The sequence below is a fragment of the Dysosmobacter sp. HCP28S3_G4 genome, assembly GCF_052065175.1.
Lineage (GTDB): Bacteria > Bacillota > Clostridia > Oscillospirales > Oscillospiraceae > Oscillibacter.
In genome coordinates, this window is record NZ_JBQHUP010000008.1 from 1 (window position 1) to 14,948 (window position 14,948).

Below are 14,948 nucleotides of genomic sequence, written 5' to 3' on the forward strand. Positions count from 1 at the left end.
GTGGAAATGGAATGACTCTGCCCATTTCCTATTTTCGATTCTATTTTCCCGAATATGTGCTGAAAACCCGGTTGCCGCCTAATTGCGCAACCGGGTTTCTCGACAGCCTGAAGGCCCCCGCTCCTTTCGGAGCGGGGGCCTTCCCTGTTATTCCGCGTCTTCCTGCGGCTGTTCCGGAGAGAAATAGTCCTCCGGTACCTCTCGGGTCTCCAGCGTCTGCGTGCCGTCCAGGCCGCAAAGCAGAACTTGGATCGTCATTTTCTCACCCCATAGATCGCAAAATGGCTGCCCGCGGGGAAAGTCCCCTCCGCGCAGCAGAATTTCAGTGTGGTCACATCTCCCCAGGCCAGCGTCTGGCTGACGAACTGATGGCCGTAGCCGAAATGGCTGCTCTGCACGAAATGCAGGCTCATGGAGGCCACATGGGCATCCGCCGCCGGCATATAGAGCCAGGCCATACCGTAGGAGGGATCGTCAAAGTACACCGAATAGGTGGAGCCGAAGGTGACGGTGCTGTCGCCGCTGGTCACCATGCCGATGTAGTTCGTCTCGTCATTGAACCGCAGGCCCATACCGCTGCCGGCCCCCGGCGCGTCCATAAAGACCTCCAGCTTGAAATAGCCGGTGAAGTCGATGCCGGACACGTCCACCTCCACGACGGACGCCTCCGCAGTGGTGGTGACGTCCACCACCGCCCGGTAAGGGCTGGCGTCCTTGATGGCGGCGTCCAGCTTCTGGTTGTCCGCGTTGAAATCGGACATGAGGATGCGGTCGGTTTTCTCCCACTGATTCAGCTGATAATTGGCTGTCTGTTTCAAAAAGTCTTCTCCTTTCCCGGGCCGCGCAGGTCCCAACAACCTGGCTGGCCGCTGGAAACCCTTTTGCACGAATACGGGCAAAGGGCGGAAAACTTTTTACTTCCGCTTTTTTTCTGCTCCTCCGGCGTAGGCTCGATGGCCTCGGCCACGAATCGGGGGGCCGCCGTCTGGGTCTCGTCGAACAGATGGGTGTAAATGCCGCTGGTGACGGCGATGGAGCTGTGCCCCAGGGTGCGGGAGATGTCGTGCATGGGGACCCCCTGGCTGTTGGCCACGGAGGCAAAGGAGTGCCGCAGGCCGTGCATGGTGATCTTGGGCAGATGGTTCTCCTCCACGATGGCCTGGAGCATATTAGTCAAAGAGTCCGGCATGGGCGGCTTGCCGTCGGCCCGCAGCAGCACGTACTCCTGGGGATCGTTGCTCCTGCGGTGCTCCCACGCCCTACGCAGCACCGCCTGCAGGTCCTGAAGCCCGCTGATGCCCAGGCGCCGCACCGACGAGGAGGTCTTCGGCGCCTTGATGACCTCCCGCCCGCCGATCTCCGTGCGCACCTCCCGGATGATAATGACCCCGCGGGTCAGATCCACGCAATTCCACCGCAGGCCGCAGATCTCGCTGCGCCGCAGGCCCAGATAGGCCGCCAGCTTTACCGCCAGCTCCATCATAGTGCCCTCCACGATGGAAAACAGCCGTCGCAGCTGCTCCGGAGAGTAAAACACGTATTTGGCTGCCTCCTTCTTCGGCGGCGTCACCCGCTCCATGGGGTTGGCGTCCAGCAGTTCCAGTGTGGTGGCCTTCCGCAGGGCCGTGAACAACAAAACGTAGTGCTTTGTCACGGTGTTGGGGGACAGTCCCTCGTCCAGCTGGTCGTACAGATAGGTCTGGAGCCGCATAGGCGTCAGCCGCCGCAGCTGGATCGTCCCCAGAGCGGGGAGAATGTGACATCTGGCCATGTTGCGGTAGGCGTAAATGGTGCTGGCGGCCCGGTCCACGGCCACGTCCTCCTCCAGCCACCAGGACAGCCACTGCCCCAGCGTACAGTCTTTGTCCGGCAGAGCCGCTTCATGGGGCAGTGTCACCGTCCGCCGGACGGCTTTGCCCTTCCGCAGGGCGGCTTCCGCCTCACCGAAAGTGCGGTAGGTACGAACGTGGCGGCGGCGACGGCCGTTTTCGTCGGACCCCTCGCTGAAAACGGCGTAGTACAGATGGCGCTGATCGTCATAGGCCAGATTGGGGATAATGGTTTTGCGCGACATAACTCCAGCTCCTTCCCAACACCTGTTTGGTAAAATATAACTGAAAATCTAAAACGCAAATTGCAATAACAAGTTGGACACCCCGTGGTAAAAACCTTCTGGGAGCGTCCTCAGAACGAACGACACAATGGCCTGTTCCGGGCCTTTGTCCCAAAGGGAGCTTCTATCGAGGCATTCACTGACGAGGATATCCTCGCCGCTGCTGACGAGCTGAATGGACGCCCACGGAAGAAACTCGGATACTGCACCCCGGAGGAACTCTTTGAGGCTTTTCTGGATGCTGTCTACGCAGCCTGACGGCTGCGGCAACATCGCTCACGGATAGATCCTACGGCTCCATCCGTGACCAAGGTTTTTACCACGGGGTGTCCAACTTGTTATTGCAATTTGCGGATTAAAATTAAGCAATTAATTTTTACAAAAAATCCATTCTGTAAAGTCTCCCCAGCTTTGCATACTTTCATGCGTGAGATTCTCCACACCTCTGTTGGCCGCAAAGACGGCCTTGAGCGGGTAAAATCGTGCGTGTTCAGCGGACAGTCTGCCGGCAAAGACATTTTCTGCGCCGGGAGAGTGGCAGCATTGGTTTTTCTCCGTGCAGATGGTGCGCTGCCGTTGAAAGCGGGGAGATCCCGGATGCCCGCAGGGCTCCGGGGCGCTTCCAAAAATGTGGGAAAATAACAAGGCCCCCGCTCCTTTCGGAGCGGGGGCTTCGCTATCTTTCACACAGCTGTGCGATCGATACAGATGTTGAGATTAGAGCTCAACGGCGCCGGTCACGTGGACAAACAGGAAGTCCAGAGTGTCGCTGTCGGTGTAGTCGTCATCGGTGATGGCGTAGAACTCACCAGTGACAGAGTAGCCGGCCAGGATGCTCTTCAGGGAGCTGGCGCTGCAGTTGTCGATCTCGTAATCGGCATCCTCGTCGCTCATGACGGACTGCAGGGTCTCCTTGTTGGCATCAGTGCTGTACTTGTAGTCGATGATCAGAACGATCTGGGTGTCGGAATCCACGGAGTAATCCTTGGAGCCGATGCTCAGAACGCCAGCGGAGTAAGCAACGCTGCCGGACAGGGTCTCGACATAGCACTTATCGCTGGGATCGCCAGTGACGACCTCGGTCATATCGGTGATACGGCCGGTGGAAGCGCTGGTCTTGATCTCGCCGTACAGGGTGGCATCGTTGTAGGTGTCGTCGTCGGTCAGGATCTTGGTCTCAGCGCCGTCAACGATGGCCTTATAACGATAGTAGGTGTCCTCGCTGTCCTTCAGGGTCTTGTCGAAGCCAATGACGAAGATGTAGCTGTCGTCAGAGGAAGCATCGTCAACCTTGGAGTCAGTGCCGTCCAGGCCGATGAACACATAGGTGGCATAGCCGGTGTCCTTCTTGTAGACATAGCCCATAGCAGCGGGGTCGGAAGCGGTGGCGGTCATGGTGATGTCGGGAACGTTCTTGATGCCGGTGTAGACGTCGATATCGCCGTCCTCATCCTCGACAACGAACACAGTGTCAGCGTTGGCGCGGACAGTGGTGCTGCCGACCTTGTACAGGGAGGTCTTGCCGTTGGTGGTCAGATCGGCGGAGCCGGTCAGAGCCAGATCATAGTCAGCAGCATACTTGCTGGTGGCGGCAGAGGTCAGGGTGTACTTGTCAGCGCTGTCCTTGCTGTAGGTGTACCAGCCCTCAGCGGCCTTCAGGTCGGAGGTCTTGGTGCTGCCGGCGACCTTCTTCAGGGTGATCTCACCAGAGGTGCCATCCATGAAGTAGGCGTTGGCCTTAACGGTGCTGCTCAGAGAAGAGGTGGTGTCAGCGGCGGTGATGAACACATAGTTGGCGGTGCCGGTGGCCTCGTCAACAGCGATCACATAACCATAGGCATCCAGAACCAGGACGACGTCGCTGTCGACGCTCTTGATCTCGGCCTTGGTGTCAGCGCTGGCGGTAGCGGAGTAGCTGTAGTCGGTGCCGTCAACGGTGGCGGCGTCGCCCACGACGTAGGAATCAACACTGCCGGTGACCTGCTCAGCAACAACAGCGATCTTGGGCTCGCCGTTGGCAACGTTCACCAGGATGTAGTCATCCTCCTTGACACCGGTGATGTCGAAATCATCGCTGTCGTCGATGTCCAGGGTGTAGGTGCTCAGCTTGATGCCAGAACCGTTGTCGATGTCGGCGATCTTGACCTGCTCCTTGCTGGTGCTGTAGTCCTCGGTGGCCTGGAACACGTAGGTGTTGATCATGACGATGGTGGTGTTGCTGTCGTCATCAACATAGACCTCGGTCAGGGTGCCGTTGGCGTTGTTGGAAGCGCCGGTGGAACCGATACGGCCGGTGTTGCTCTTGTCCATGTAGTTGACAACGTCAGCCTTGGCAACGGTGGTGCCAACGCCGTCCATCCAGAAGTGCAGGGTGGCAGCGCCATCCTTCAGGTCGTCGCTGACGGTCTTGCCGACGGCGCTGTAGACCTTGGCCTTGGTGACCTTGGCGGTGAAGGTAGCGACCAGATCGCCGGTGTTGGCGAAGGTGCCGATCTCTTCGTTCTTCAGCTTCCAGGTGGTGGCGGGACGGCCGAAGTCATCGCTGGTGTCGTCCTTCTTCAGATTGTCGAAGTACTTCTCAGCGAACTGCAGACCCTCGTCATCCATGGTGTCCTTGTAGACGCCCTGAGGCTGAACCTCAGCCTTGGAGCCGGTGATCACGACCTCAGCGCCGCCGACGCTGACGGAAGTCTTGGAGTCATAGTCGACCATGTCAGCCTGCAGAGCGTTGAAGGCATACAGGCAGGCCTCTTCACGGGTGACGGCCTTGCTGCCGACGAACTCGTCGTTGCCGTCGTCCAGGCCGATGCCCAGAGCCAGCTTGGCGACGTTGGTGCTCCAGTTGCCGCCGGTGAAGCCCTCGATGGAACCATCATAGCCCAGGGCGCCCAGCAGCATCTTCATGAAGGAGTAGCCGTCCAAGGTGCCGGCGGGACGGAAGGAACCGTCGGAGTAGCCGTTGATGATGCCCTGCTGAGCGCAGTAAGCGATGTAGCCGGCGAACTCGTGGTTGGCGGGCACATCCTTGAAGGGAGCGGTGTCAGCGGGGAGAGCGGAGGCGGTGGTGGGGCCAAGGATCAGGTTGCAGATGATCTTGGCGGCAGCGCCGCGGGTCAGGACGTTCTGGGGATTGAAGTTGCCGTCGGTATAGCCGTCGACAACGCCGATTTCGGAGATCACGGCAACGGCTTCATCATAAGTGATGGAGCTGTCATCCTTGAACTCCTTGGCGCCGGCGCTGATGGTGACCAGAGAGAGGGCCATAACCAGAGCCAGAGCCAGAGACAGGAATTTCTTCATGGGGTTTCCTCCTTTTAAAATTTACCGGAATTCGTGATCCGCAACTTCTGAACAGACATACTCCTCACCAAGAAAGGATTTTGCCCCTCTGCGTTACTTTTCAGTTTTCCCGGCATTGAGTTGAACATTGGAGGAGCCATCTCATCTTAACCCGGCGCACATACCGTGGCATGCCGGTCCCGTATCTGCTCCGGGAGCCGATGGGGATACCTCGTCCTTTGTTCAAGTCGCATGATACCAAATCAAAATTTGATTTGCAAGAGGTTCCGGTCCGATGTAACACGATTGTAACAAAACACCGGACCGGTCCGTCTCTGCCGGAGAGGGGAGAGGCGGTCCCTCTCCGCGGCGTCTTTCCGGCGGTATCTCCACAGGCAGTCTTGGTCAAATTGCGAAGAAACTGTTAAATTTTTTTGACGTTCCCGTTCCCTATTGACATCGTCGGGATTTTGAGTACAATAAACGCTACCACTGTTTACAACTAATAGTGTTAGTTAGTTTTCAAAAACCAAGGAGGGAGTGGATGGACACTCAAAGCATGGCCAGGGAGATGCTGGAGTCACTAAGCCAGCTGGTCCGCGGACCGATTCGGGACCTTCGGGGGCTCTCCGGCGGAGAAATGGGAATGCTGGTCTATCTGGAAGTTCAAAAAGGCGCCGCGCCCACGGAACTGGGCCGGTTTTTCGGCATCACCAGCGCACGGGTCACCAATGCTCTGAACAGTCTGGAGAAAAAGGGGTTTGTTCTCCGCCAGCCGGTGCCGGGGGACCGGCGCAGGGTGCGGGTCAATGTCACCGAGGCTGGTTCGGCCAGGGTGCGCGAGCACCTGAACGCTACGCTTCAGGACGTCATCCGGCTGATGGATGCCATGGGAGAGAACGACGCCAGAGAGTTTCTGCGGCTGACCAAGCGGGTGGTACAGCTTTATAATGAGGGAGTTGTGACCGGCCTGCCGCCGGCCCCCGCGCCGGACCTCGGCTGAATGTAACTGAATGTAATCGTAGGAATATAACAGGAGGAAAGACGAATGAAACGAATCATCGCATTGCTGCTGAGCCTGGTCCTGTGCTGCGGGATCATGGTGCCCACGTCTCTGGCGGCCGACAAGGCCTCGGAGGCGGAAGTGGATACGACCCCCGAGGAACTGGGGACCCTGTCCTTTGAAAATCTGGAGCAGCGGGTCCGGGAGAACAATCTCACCGTCCGGATGCTCCAGGCCACCATCGACTCCATCGACGCCAATGACTATGAGCAGATGAAGGACGATCTGCGGGACTCCCTGAACCAGATCGCCAAGGGTCAGCAGTTCCTGATGGCCTACGGACAGGGCGACTCCTACTCCTATGCCGCCATGGATCAGATGTATTCCTCCCTGCGGGAGACCTTTGACGACCTGAAGGACGGCGATATCCAGCAGGATTCCGCTGACGCCATCCGTCAGCTGCAGGACACTCAAAATCAGGTCATCGCCGGTGCGGAGTCCCTGTACATCGCGCTGCTGGAGATGCAGAACAACCGCGACATTCTGGAGCGGAAACTGGCCGCCACCAACCGTACTGTCCAGGAGATGCAGACCCGCTACAATCTGGGTCAGATCTCCGCGCTGCAGCTCCATCAGGTCACCGCGGGTTTGGACGCCCTGAAGAGCGGCATCGCCACGCTGGATATGAATCTGAACAACTATACCGCCCAGATGGAGCTGATGGTCGGCGCTCAGCAGACCGGCAAGCTGGTGCTGGCCGAGGCGCCGGACGTGACGGCGGAGCAGGTGTCCGCCATGGATTACGAAAAGGACCTGGCCACCGCCAAGGAAAAGAGCTATGAGCTCTATGACGCCAAGAAGACCCTGGATGACGCCAGAAAGGACTTCAACAAAGAGGTCGTCAAGTACGTTCCCGGCTTCTACAAGCGGGTCATTCTGGAGCGCCAGTGGGAGGCCACGCAGCTGACCTATGAGAACACCGTGCAGAATTTCGAGTTGAAGTTCCGGACCATGTTCAACTCCGTGGCGGATTATCAGCAGATCGTGGCCGCCAAGGAGTCCGCGCTGTCCCTGCAGCAGGATACTTTCCAGGCCACGGAGCTGAAATACACGCAGGGCAAGATCTCCAAGAATGCCTATTTGGACGCCCAGGACGCCCTGGAGTCCGCCAAAACGGACGTCATCACCGCAAAGCACAACCTGTTCACGGCATACCGCACCTACCACTGGGCTGTGGACTTCGGCGTGCTGAACTGATATGGAGGGATACTGGTTTATGAACAATACATATAAAACAAAGCTTCTGGCACTTTCCATGGCCGCGGCCATGGCTCTGACCCTGACTGGCTGCGGCAGCAAATCCGAAGCCTCCTCGTCTTCCAGTTCGGAGGGGACTTCCCAGGGCGTAGCCGTTCAGGTGGAGGAGATCCAGCTCTCCGACATCTCCACAGACAACTCCGTCTCCGGACAGGTGGCGTCCGATGATGAGCGCTCCATTTTCATCGCCGCCAGCGTCAAATGCACCAAGACCTACTTCGAGGCGGGTGACCGGGTGAACGCCGGCGACGTCATCTGCACCCTGGATCTGGCCAGCACCCAGGCTTCCTACGAAGCCGCCACCATCAGCTATAACTCCGCGGCCCAGAGCTACCGGGATCAGTCCGAGGTGTTCGCCCAGCAGATCAGCCTCTATCAGAAGAATCTGGCGGACCTGAAGCAGCTCTATGAGATCGGTGCCGCCTCCCAGATCGAGATCGACCAGGCCCAGCTCCAGCTGGACTCCGCCATCGCCACCCGGAACGCCACCCTGGCCCAGCTGGAGGCCGGTATGCAGAGCTACCGCTCCAACATTGAGCAGCTCTCCACCGTTCTGGAGAACGTGGACGGCAGCGGCAACGTCATCGCCCCCATCACCGGCAATCTGGTGAACATGAACGCCGTGGAGAACAGCTTCATCTCCAACACCATGCCCGTGGCCGTCATCGACGGCGCGGATCAGATGAAGGTCCGGGTGTCCGTGTCCGAGACCCTGATCCCCAAGCTGAACATCGGCGATGAGGCGGACGTCACCGTCAGCTCCATCGGCCAGACCTTCACCGGCACCATCCGCTCCGTGGAGCAGGCTGCCAGCCAGCAGACCAAGCTGTACACCGTCACCCTGGCGGTGCCCTCCGACGTCAGCGGCCTGCTGTCCGGCATGTTCGCCGACGTGACCTTCCACACGGATACCTCCAAGAACACCATCGTCATCCCCACGGAGACCATCATGACCAGCGGCAATTCCCAGTATGTCTACATTGTGGAAAACGGCGACACTGCCAAATATGTGGAAGTGACTACCGGACTCACCGGCACCGGCGTCACGGAGATCACCTCCGGTCTGGAGGTCGGCCAGCAGCTGGTGGTGGTGGGCCAGACCTATCTGAGTGATGGAGATGCCGTGCGCGTGGTCTCCGGGGAGGACTAAGCCCCATGAATATTGCAAAGGGATGTATCCAGCATAAGGTGGCCACGCTGCTGGCCACCATCATGATTGTCATTTTCGGCATCCTGTTCGGCACCCAGCTCCAGATGGCGCTGATGCCCGACATGGAGATGCCCATGGCCGTGGTCATGACCACCTACGTGGGCGCCAACCCCAGCGACATTGAGGAACTGGTGACAGATCCTCTGGAGGCGGCCATCATGTCCGTCTCCGGCGTGGATGAGATCCAGTCCACCTCCTCCGAAAACGTCAGCGTCATCATGATCACCTATGTGGACGGCACGGACACCGACATCGCGGCCACCAAGCTGCGGGAGAAGTTCGACATGGTCTCCCTGCCTGATGACGCCTCCGATCCCATCATCGTCAACATGAACATGAGCGAGATGATGCCCACCGCCATGATCACGCTGGCAGGCGAGGACCTGTCCCAGCTGGAAAATATCGCGGAGGATATCGTCTCTCCCGCCCTGGAGCGCATTGACGGCGTTGCTCAGGTGGAGGTCAACGGCGGCCTGGAGCAGCAGATCGCCGTGCAGATCGACCCGGCCAAGGCCGCCGGCTTCGGTCTCTCCAACTCCTATATCTCCCAGTTCCTGGCAGGCCAGAACCTGCTGTATCCCGGCGGCGATCTGGACAACGGCAACAAGACCCTCTCCGTGTCTACCGACGCCAAGTTCCAGTCCGTGGACGACGTGGCCAACACGCTGATCTCTCTGCCCACCGGCGGCTCCATCCGCCTGTCGGAGGTGGCCGACGTCTTCATGGAGCAGCAGGACCCCCAGGCCGTGGCCAAGACCAACGGCATCTCCTGCGTCATGCTGCAGGTCTCCAAGCAGTCCGGCGCCAACGAAATGGACGTGGCGTTGGAAGTGGAAGCCCGCATGAAGGAAGTCAAGGAAGACAACCCCAGCATCAACTACACCATCCCCTATATCGCCAGCGACTACATCAGCGAATCCGTCAATAACGCCCTCCAGAATATCATCCAGGGCGTGATCCTGGCCGCCATCGTGGTGTTCCTGTTCCTGCGCCGGGGCGGCTCCACGCTGACCATCTGCATCTCCATGCCTGTCTGTATCCTCACCGTCTTCATCATGATGAACGTGCTGGATCTGACGCTGAACATGATGTCCCTGGGCGGTATCGCCATGGGCGTCGGTATGATCGTGGATAACTCCATCGTTGTTTTGGAGAACATCAACCGCTTCTCCGCCGACGGCCACGACCGGATGAGCGCCTGCGTGGAAGGCACCAAGGAGGTCACCTCCTCCGTCATCGCCTCCACCCTGACCACTGAGGCCGTGTTCGTCCCCCTGGGTCTGGTGCAAGGCATGGCCGGCGATATGTTCCGGGACTTCTGCCTGACCATCGCCTCTCTGATCGCCGCGTCTCTGGTCATCTCCCTGACCCTGGTGCCCCTGCTGTGCTACTTCACGCTGGATGAGGAGAAGGTCCGCAAGCATCAGCTGCGGCTGGAGGCCAAGCAGGCAAAGAAAAAGCCCAACGCCCTGACCGCCCGCCTCAGCCGCTGGGTCCAGCGGATCAACAAGCTCTATCTGGGTCTGCTGCGCTACTTCGTCACCCATCTGAAGATGGGTATGCTGCTCTCCATCGCCCTGGTGCTGGTATTCGTTCTGACCCTGTCCAACACCAAGATGGTCATGATCCCCGACATGGATCAGGGCAGCGTCTCCGTCAGCATCAGCATGCCCACCGGTTCCTCCCTGGACGAATCCTCCGCCATCGCCGACCGTGTGGCCGCCATTGTGGAGCGGGAGGTCCCGGAGCTGGATGAGATGTACTACATTGTCACCAGCGGCGGCTCCTCCATGATGGGCGGAGACGTGACCATGGGCATCAACCTGGTGGATAAGGAAGACCGTGACCGCAGCGCCTTCGAGATCGAGGACGCCCTGCGGGAGGCCGTGCAGGACATCGCCGGCTGCGAGATCACGGTGAGCGCCAGCTCCACCGTCTCCATGGGCAGCGGCGACGACATCAACGTAGAGATCACCGGCGACGACTTCGACACGCTGGCTCTCATCGCCAACGACCTCACCGCCCAGATCGCCGCTCTGCCCGACGCGGTGGACGTGGACAATTCCCTGTCTGAAAAGGTGCCCCAGGTGAAGGTCTACCTGAACCGCGAGGCCGCCTCCCAGTACGGTCTCACCGCCGCCGCCTTGGGCGCCGCCGTCCGCGCCGAGCTCACCGGCACCGAGGCCACTACCGTCACCATCGACAACCAGGACTACACCGTCATGGTCAAGGGCAACGGCGCCGCCTCCGCCAGCCTGGACGCCCTGAAGTCCATGCCCATCGCCTCCAACTACGGCGGAACGGTGCCCCTGTCCGCCGTGGCCAACGTGGTGGTGGAGCAGGCGCCCCAGAGCATCGCCCGGTACAACCAGAGCCGTCAGGTGACGGTGACCGGCAATACAATCAGCGGCGACACCACCGCCATCACCCAGCAGATCAACGCCATTCTGGACAATTATCCCCTGCCCGAGGGCTACACAGCAGAGACCGCCGGCTCCTACGAGGACATGATGGAGAGCTTCGGCGACCTGGGACTCGCCCTGATTGTGGCCCTGCTGCTGGTGTACTTCGTGCTGGCCGTCCAGTTTGAGTCCTTCGCCATGCCTGTCATGGTCATGATGATCCTGCCCGTGGCCTTTACCGGCGCGCTGTTCGCCCTGCCCATCACCGGCCGGGATATCTCCATGATCTCCCTGGTGTCCATCATCATGCTGGCCGGCACCGTGGTCAACAGCTCCATCATCCTGGTGGAGTACATCAAGATCCGCCGCGGTATGGGCGAGGACCGTGTGGAGGCCATCCTCCGCGCCTGCCCGCTGCGTGTCCGGCCCATTATGATGACCACTCTGACCACCGTCCTGGCCATGGTCCCCATGGCGCTGGGTATCGGCGGCACCAATGAGATGATGTCCGACATGGGCATCGTCATGATCTCCGGCATGGTCATCTCCACCATCGTGACCCTGGTGTTCACGCCGGTGTTCTACTCCGTCATCGACAACATCGCCCATGGCGGCAGAAAGAAGAAGAACAAGAACGGGAACACGCCGGCGCAGCCCGCCATCGCGGGCGAGGCGCAGTAAACCGGCCCCGCAAGGGCCCGTATTCCCCGCGCAGCGAAAATAGAAAGGTCCCCCTGATGCCAAAGGCGTATCAGGGGGACCTTCGTGTTATTGTACAATAATTTCTCGGAAATCAGCAGGCTTTTCAGCATTCTGAAGCAACTTGGGCAAATTTTCCAATCCCCAGTTCCTTTCGACGCAAACTGACAGCATTTTTGTTTTGTAAAGATTATGATAAGAACATCCTCGCAGCAACATAATGCATACAAATGCAGAAAGGAGCCCTAAAATGCAGAATTTATCCAAGGAATACGTATTACTATTCAATGCCATCACCAATGTGGAGCAATCCCTCATGGACCTCCGTGACCAGCTCATCGCCGTCCAGCGGGAAGCGGAGGATCTCTACCTGAGCTCCATGGACATCTCCGCCGAGCAGGCGTGTCAGGAGGCGCCCGATCCCTTTCCACTCTGATCCGGCGCTGTTAGGGAAAGCACGTCCTGGATACCGCCGCGCATTCCTCCAATTCCTCCGCAGCGCATCTCCCCATGGCAAGGTTCCTGCGCAGTCTCCGCTTCGGACAAGCGTTTGTCTGCCGGTGCGCTTAACGCGCAGAGATCCCCTCTCAGCGATCCCAGACGCCGTTTTGCGTGCGTTGCTCGCCGCCGGAAGGCCGTGAGCAAAGTGCGCAAAGCGGCGTCTGATTTTCGGATCTCCGGCTCCCGGTCCTCCGGCGGACAGGAGCGCGGTTTCAGCGGTGCCCGCCGTCCTCCGCCTGACGCACTCCGGGGATGGTCTTCAGCAGTTCCGGCGACTCGTCACGGATAAAGTTCATAAAGGAGCGGGCGGCCAACGGCAGGGTCTCCCAGTCCCGCCAGGCCACCGCCACGGTGCGCTCCAGTTCCTCCGCGATGGGCAGCGTCACCACGTCCTGCTGATATTCCGGAAGCACCATGCGGTACAGGGCGGAGACCCCCAGGCCCTGGCGAACCATGGCCAGGATGGAATAGTCGTCCACCACCTTATATTCAATGGCAGGGTGCAGGTGCAGGGCCGCGAAGGCGGTCAGGGGCACGCTGTAATCTCCTTCATCCAGCAAAATGAAGGGCTCCCGGGCCAGCTCCCACAGCGATACCTGTTTATGGTCCGCCAGCGGATGTCCCGGCGGCAGCACGGCCACCATCCGGTCCCGGTACAGTGGCCGGATGTCCAGCCCCTTCACCGCCTTGGGATTGACAAATCCGAAATCCACGCTGCCCTCCTGGATCCACTGGGCAATACCCGTGTAATCCCCCTGCTGCAAGGTGAAGTGGACCCCGGGATACCGGGCCTTGAACCGCTGCATCAGCCGGGGGAGCAGGTTCCGGCTGACGCTGGTGAACGTCCCGATGCGGATGTCGCTGTTCTCCAGCCCCAGCATCTCCTGCCGCTTTTTCGCAAGGGCGCTCTCCGCGCCGCAGATGGCCCGGACATAGGGGAGATACTGCCTCCCGTTGGCCGTCAGCGTCACACCGGTCTTTCCCCGGCTGAACAGGGTGGTGCCCAACTCCTGCTCCAGCGCCCGGATCATCTGGCTCACCGCGCTCTGGGAGTAGCCCAGCTTCTCCGCCGTCAGGGTGAAGCTGCCGGTCTCCACCACCTTGCAGAACACATCGTATCGCGTCATCATATCCACCATCCATCAGTTTTCCTTATGTTTTAATTATAATTCCTCATTTTACGAATGGCAAGGAAAGCGTTACAATAGAGGCTGTTTGCAAGGACATTTTGCGTGGTCAACCGGGTCGGAAGGCCGTTCCGCCCGGTCCGGACGCATATTCTGGAGGAACTGATGATGATGGAATCGGAGCGCCGGCGGAGCGTCTCCGCCCCGGCGAAGTCCCGCGGCAGCGGATGGGCCGCAGAGCACGGCGTATCCTTCCGGCTGGGCATGGTCCACGGCCTGCCCATCGCGCTGGGCTATTTCGCGGTGGCGTTCTCCCTGGGCATCGCCGCCCGGGGGGCGGGCCTCACCGCCTGGCAGGCCATGTTGGCCAGCCTGCTGAACAACGCCTCCGCCGGAGAGTATGTGGGCTTCACCCTCTTTGCGGCCCACGCCGCCCTGTGGGAGGTGGCGGCCATGACCGTGGTGGCCAACGCCCGGTATCTGCTGATGAGCTGTGCCCTGGGACAGAAGCTGGACCCCTCCACGCCTCTGGTCCACCGGCTGATCCTGGGCTTTGACCTGACGGACGAGCTGTTTGGCATCTCCGTGGCCCGTCCGGGCAAGCTGGACCCGTGGTACACCTACGGCGCCATGGTGCCGTCCATTCCCTGCTGGGCCACCGGAACGGCCCTGGGCGGGCGGGGGGCCCGCCCCCCCCCCGCCAGTGTGGTCAGCGCCCTCAGCGTGGCGCTGTACGGGATGTTCCTGGCCATCATCATCCCGCCGGCCCGGAAGAACCGGGTGGTGGCCGGCGTGGTGGCAATCTCCTTTGCTGCCAGCTATGCCGCCGGGAAGCTGCCGCTGGTGTCCGATATCTCCTCCGGCTCCCGGACGATCCTGCTGACGCTGATCATCGCCGGTGCCGCGGCGGTGCTTTTCCCGGTGAAGGAGGAACAGGATGAGAAATAACGTCTACATCTATATCGCCGTCATGGCGCTGTGCACCTTCGCCGTCCGGGTGCTGCCCCTGACGCTGATCCGGAAGGAGATCACCAACCGCACGGTGCGGTCCTTCCTCTATTACGTCCCCTATGTCACCCTGGCCGTCATGACCTTCCCCGCCATCGTGGAGGCGACGCAGGTGCCCCTGGCGGGCATGCTGGCCCTGCTGGTGGGCGTCATTCTGGCATGGCGGGGCACCAGCATGTTCCTGATCTCCGCGCTGTGCTGTCTCACCGTCTTTCTGACGGAGGCCATCCTTCTCTGAGCCGTCAAACAGCCCTATGGTTTTCCGCTGTAGGGCTGTTTTCTGTTTTCC

At 60.0% G+C, this 14,948-nt stretch carries 11 protein-coding genes and 1 pseudogene; 8 read left to right on the forward strand and 4 right to left on the reverse strand.

Annotated features, from left to right (window positions below):
- Nucleotides 1-254: 254 nt before the first annotated feature.
- Together ACTNBU_RS03310 and ACTNBU_RS03315 are read right to left on the reverse strand one after the other, a co-directional pair.
- Nucleotides 255-818 (reverse strand): hypothetical protein, encoded by a 564-nt coding sequence (locus tag ACTNBU_RS03310; RefSeq protein ID WP_441030706.1) that lies wholly within the window; start codon nt 816-818, stop codon nt 255-257.
- A complete protein-coding gene (locus tag ACTNBU_RS03315) occupies nt 815-2,074 on the reverse strand; it encodes a tyrosine-type recombinase/integrase (protein ID WP_441030708.1) in 1,260 nt (419 codons plus the stop codon). The genes ACTNBU_RS03310 and ACTNBU_RS03315 overlap by 4 nt, the downstream gene beginning before the upstream one ends.
- A 78-nt stretch (nt 2,075-2,152) precedes the next feature.
- Here ACTNBU_RS03315 and ACTNBU_RS03320 point away from each other — a divergent pair.
- Nucleotides 2,153-2,371: pseudogene (locus tag ACTNBU_RS03320) on the forward strand (transposase); the annotation flags it as partial.
- 459 nt (nt 2,372-2,830) lie between these two features.
- On the opposite strand, the gene ACTNBU_RS03325 reads toward ACTNBU_RS03320, so the two are convergent.
- Nucleotides 2,831-5,413: an S-layer homology domain-containing protein gene (locus tag ACTNBU_RS03325; RefSeq protein WP_441030710.1), complete on the reverse strand. Its 2,583-nt coding sequence runs from the start codon at nt 5,411-5,413 to the stop codon at nt 2,831-2,833.
- A 523-nt stretch (nt 5,414-5,936) separates the two neighbouring features.
- Between ACTNBU_RS03325 and ACTNBU_RS03330 the strand changes: the two genes are divergently transcribed.
- The 5 genes from ACTNBU_RS03330 (at nt 5,937) to ACTNBU_RS03350 (ending at nt 12,459) form a co-directional block, all read left to right on the forward strand.
- Nucleotides 5,937-6,395 carry a MarR family winged helix-turn-helix transcriptional regulator gene (locus tag ACTNBU_RS03330; RefSeq protein ID WP_441030712.1) on the forward strand — a complete coding sequence of 153 codons (459 nt, stop codon included), beginning with the start codon at nt 5,937-5,939 and terminating at the stop codon, nt 6,393-6,395.
- A 45-nt stretch (nt 6,396-6,440) separates the two neighbouring features.
- Nucleotides 6,441-7,652, forward strand: a complete 1,212-nt coding sequence (locus ACTNBU_RS03335; protein WP_441030714.1) for a TolC family protein — start codon at nt 6,441-6,443, stop codon at nt 7,650-7,652.
- A 19-nt stretch (nt 7,653-7,671) separates the two neighbouring features.
- Nucleotides 7,672-8,862: an efflux RND transporter periplasmic adaptor subunit gene (locus tag ACTNBU_RS03340; RefSeq protein WP_441030716.1), complete on the forward strand. Its 1,191-nt coding sequence runs from the start codon at nt 7,672-7,674 to the stop codon at nt 8,860-8,862.
- 5 nt (nt 8,863-8,867) lie between these two features.
- Nucleotides 8,868-12,005 carry an efflux RND transporter permease subunit gene (locus ACTNBU_RS03345; protein WP_441030718.1) on the forward strand — a complete coding sequence of 1,046 codons (3,138 nt, stop codon included), beginning with the start codon at nt 8,868-8,870 and terminating at the stop codon, nt 12,003-12,005.
- 268 nt (nt 12,006-12,273) lie between these two features.
- The gene (locus tag ACTNBU_RS03350; RefSeq protein WP_441030720.1) at nt 12,274-12,459 is read left to right on the forward strand and encodes a hypothetical protein; all 186 of its coding nucleotides are present in this window, start codon (nt 12,274-12,276) and stop codon (nt 12,457-12,459) included.
- A 277-nt stretch (nt 12,460-12,736) separates the two neighbouring features.
- Here the strand turns inward: ACTNBU_RS03350 and ACTNBU_RS03355 are convergent, their stop codons facing one another.
- Complete coding sequence (locus ACTNBU_RS03355; RefSeq protein WP_441030722.1) at nt 12,737-13,663, reverse strand: LysR family transcriptional regulator; 927 nt, start codon at nt 13,661-13,663, stop codon at nt 12,737-12,739.
- A 153-nt stretch (nt 13,664-13,816) separates the two neighbouring features.
- On the opposite strand from ACTNBU_RS03355, the gene ACTNBU_RS03360 reads away from it, so the two are divergent.
- Nucleotides 13,817-14,599: an AzlC family ABC transporter permease gene (locus tag ACTNBU_RS03360; protein ID WP_441030723.1), complete on the forward strand. Its 783-nt coding sequence runs from the start codon at nt 13,817-13,819 to the stop codon at nt 14,597-14,599.
- A complete protein-coding gene (locus ACTNBU_RS03365) occupies nt 14,589-14,897 on the forward strand; it encodes an AzlD domain-containing protein (RefSeq protein ID WP_441030725.1) in 309 nt (102 codons plus the stop codon). Before ACTNBU_RS03360 ends, ACTNBU_RS03365 begins: the two co-directional genes overlap by 11 nt.
- Nucleotides 14,898-14,948: the final 51 nt, after the last annotated feature.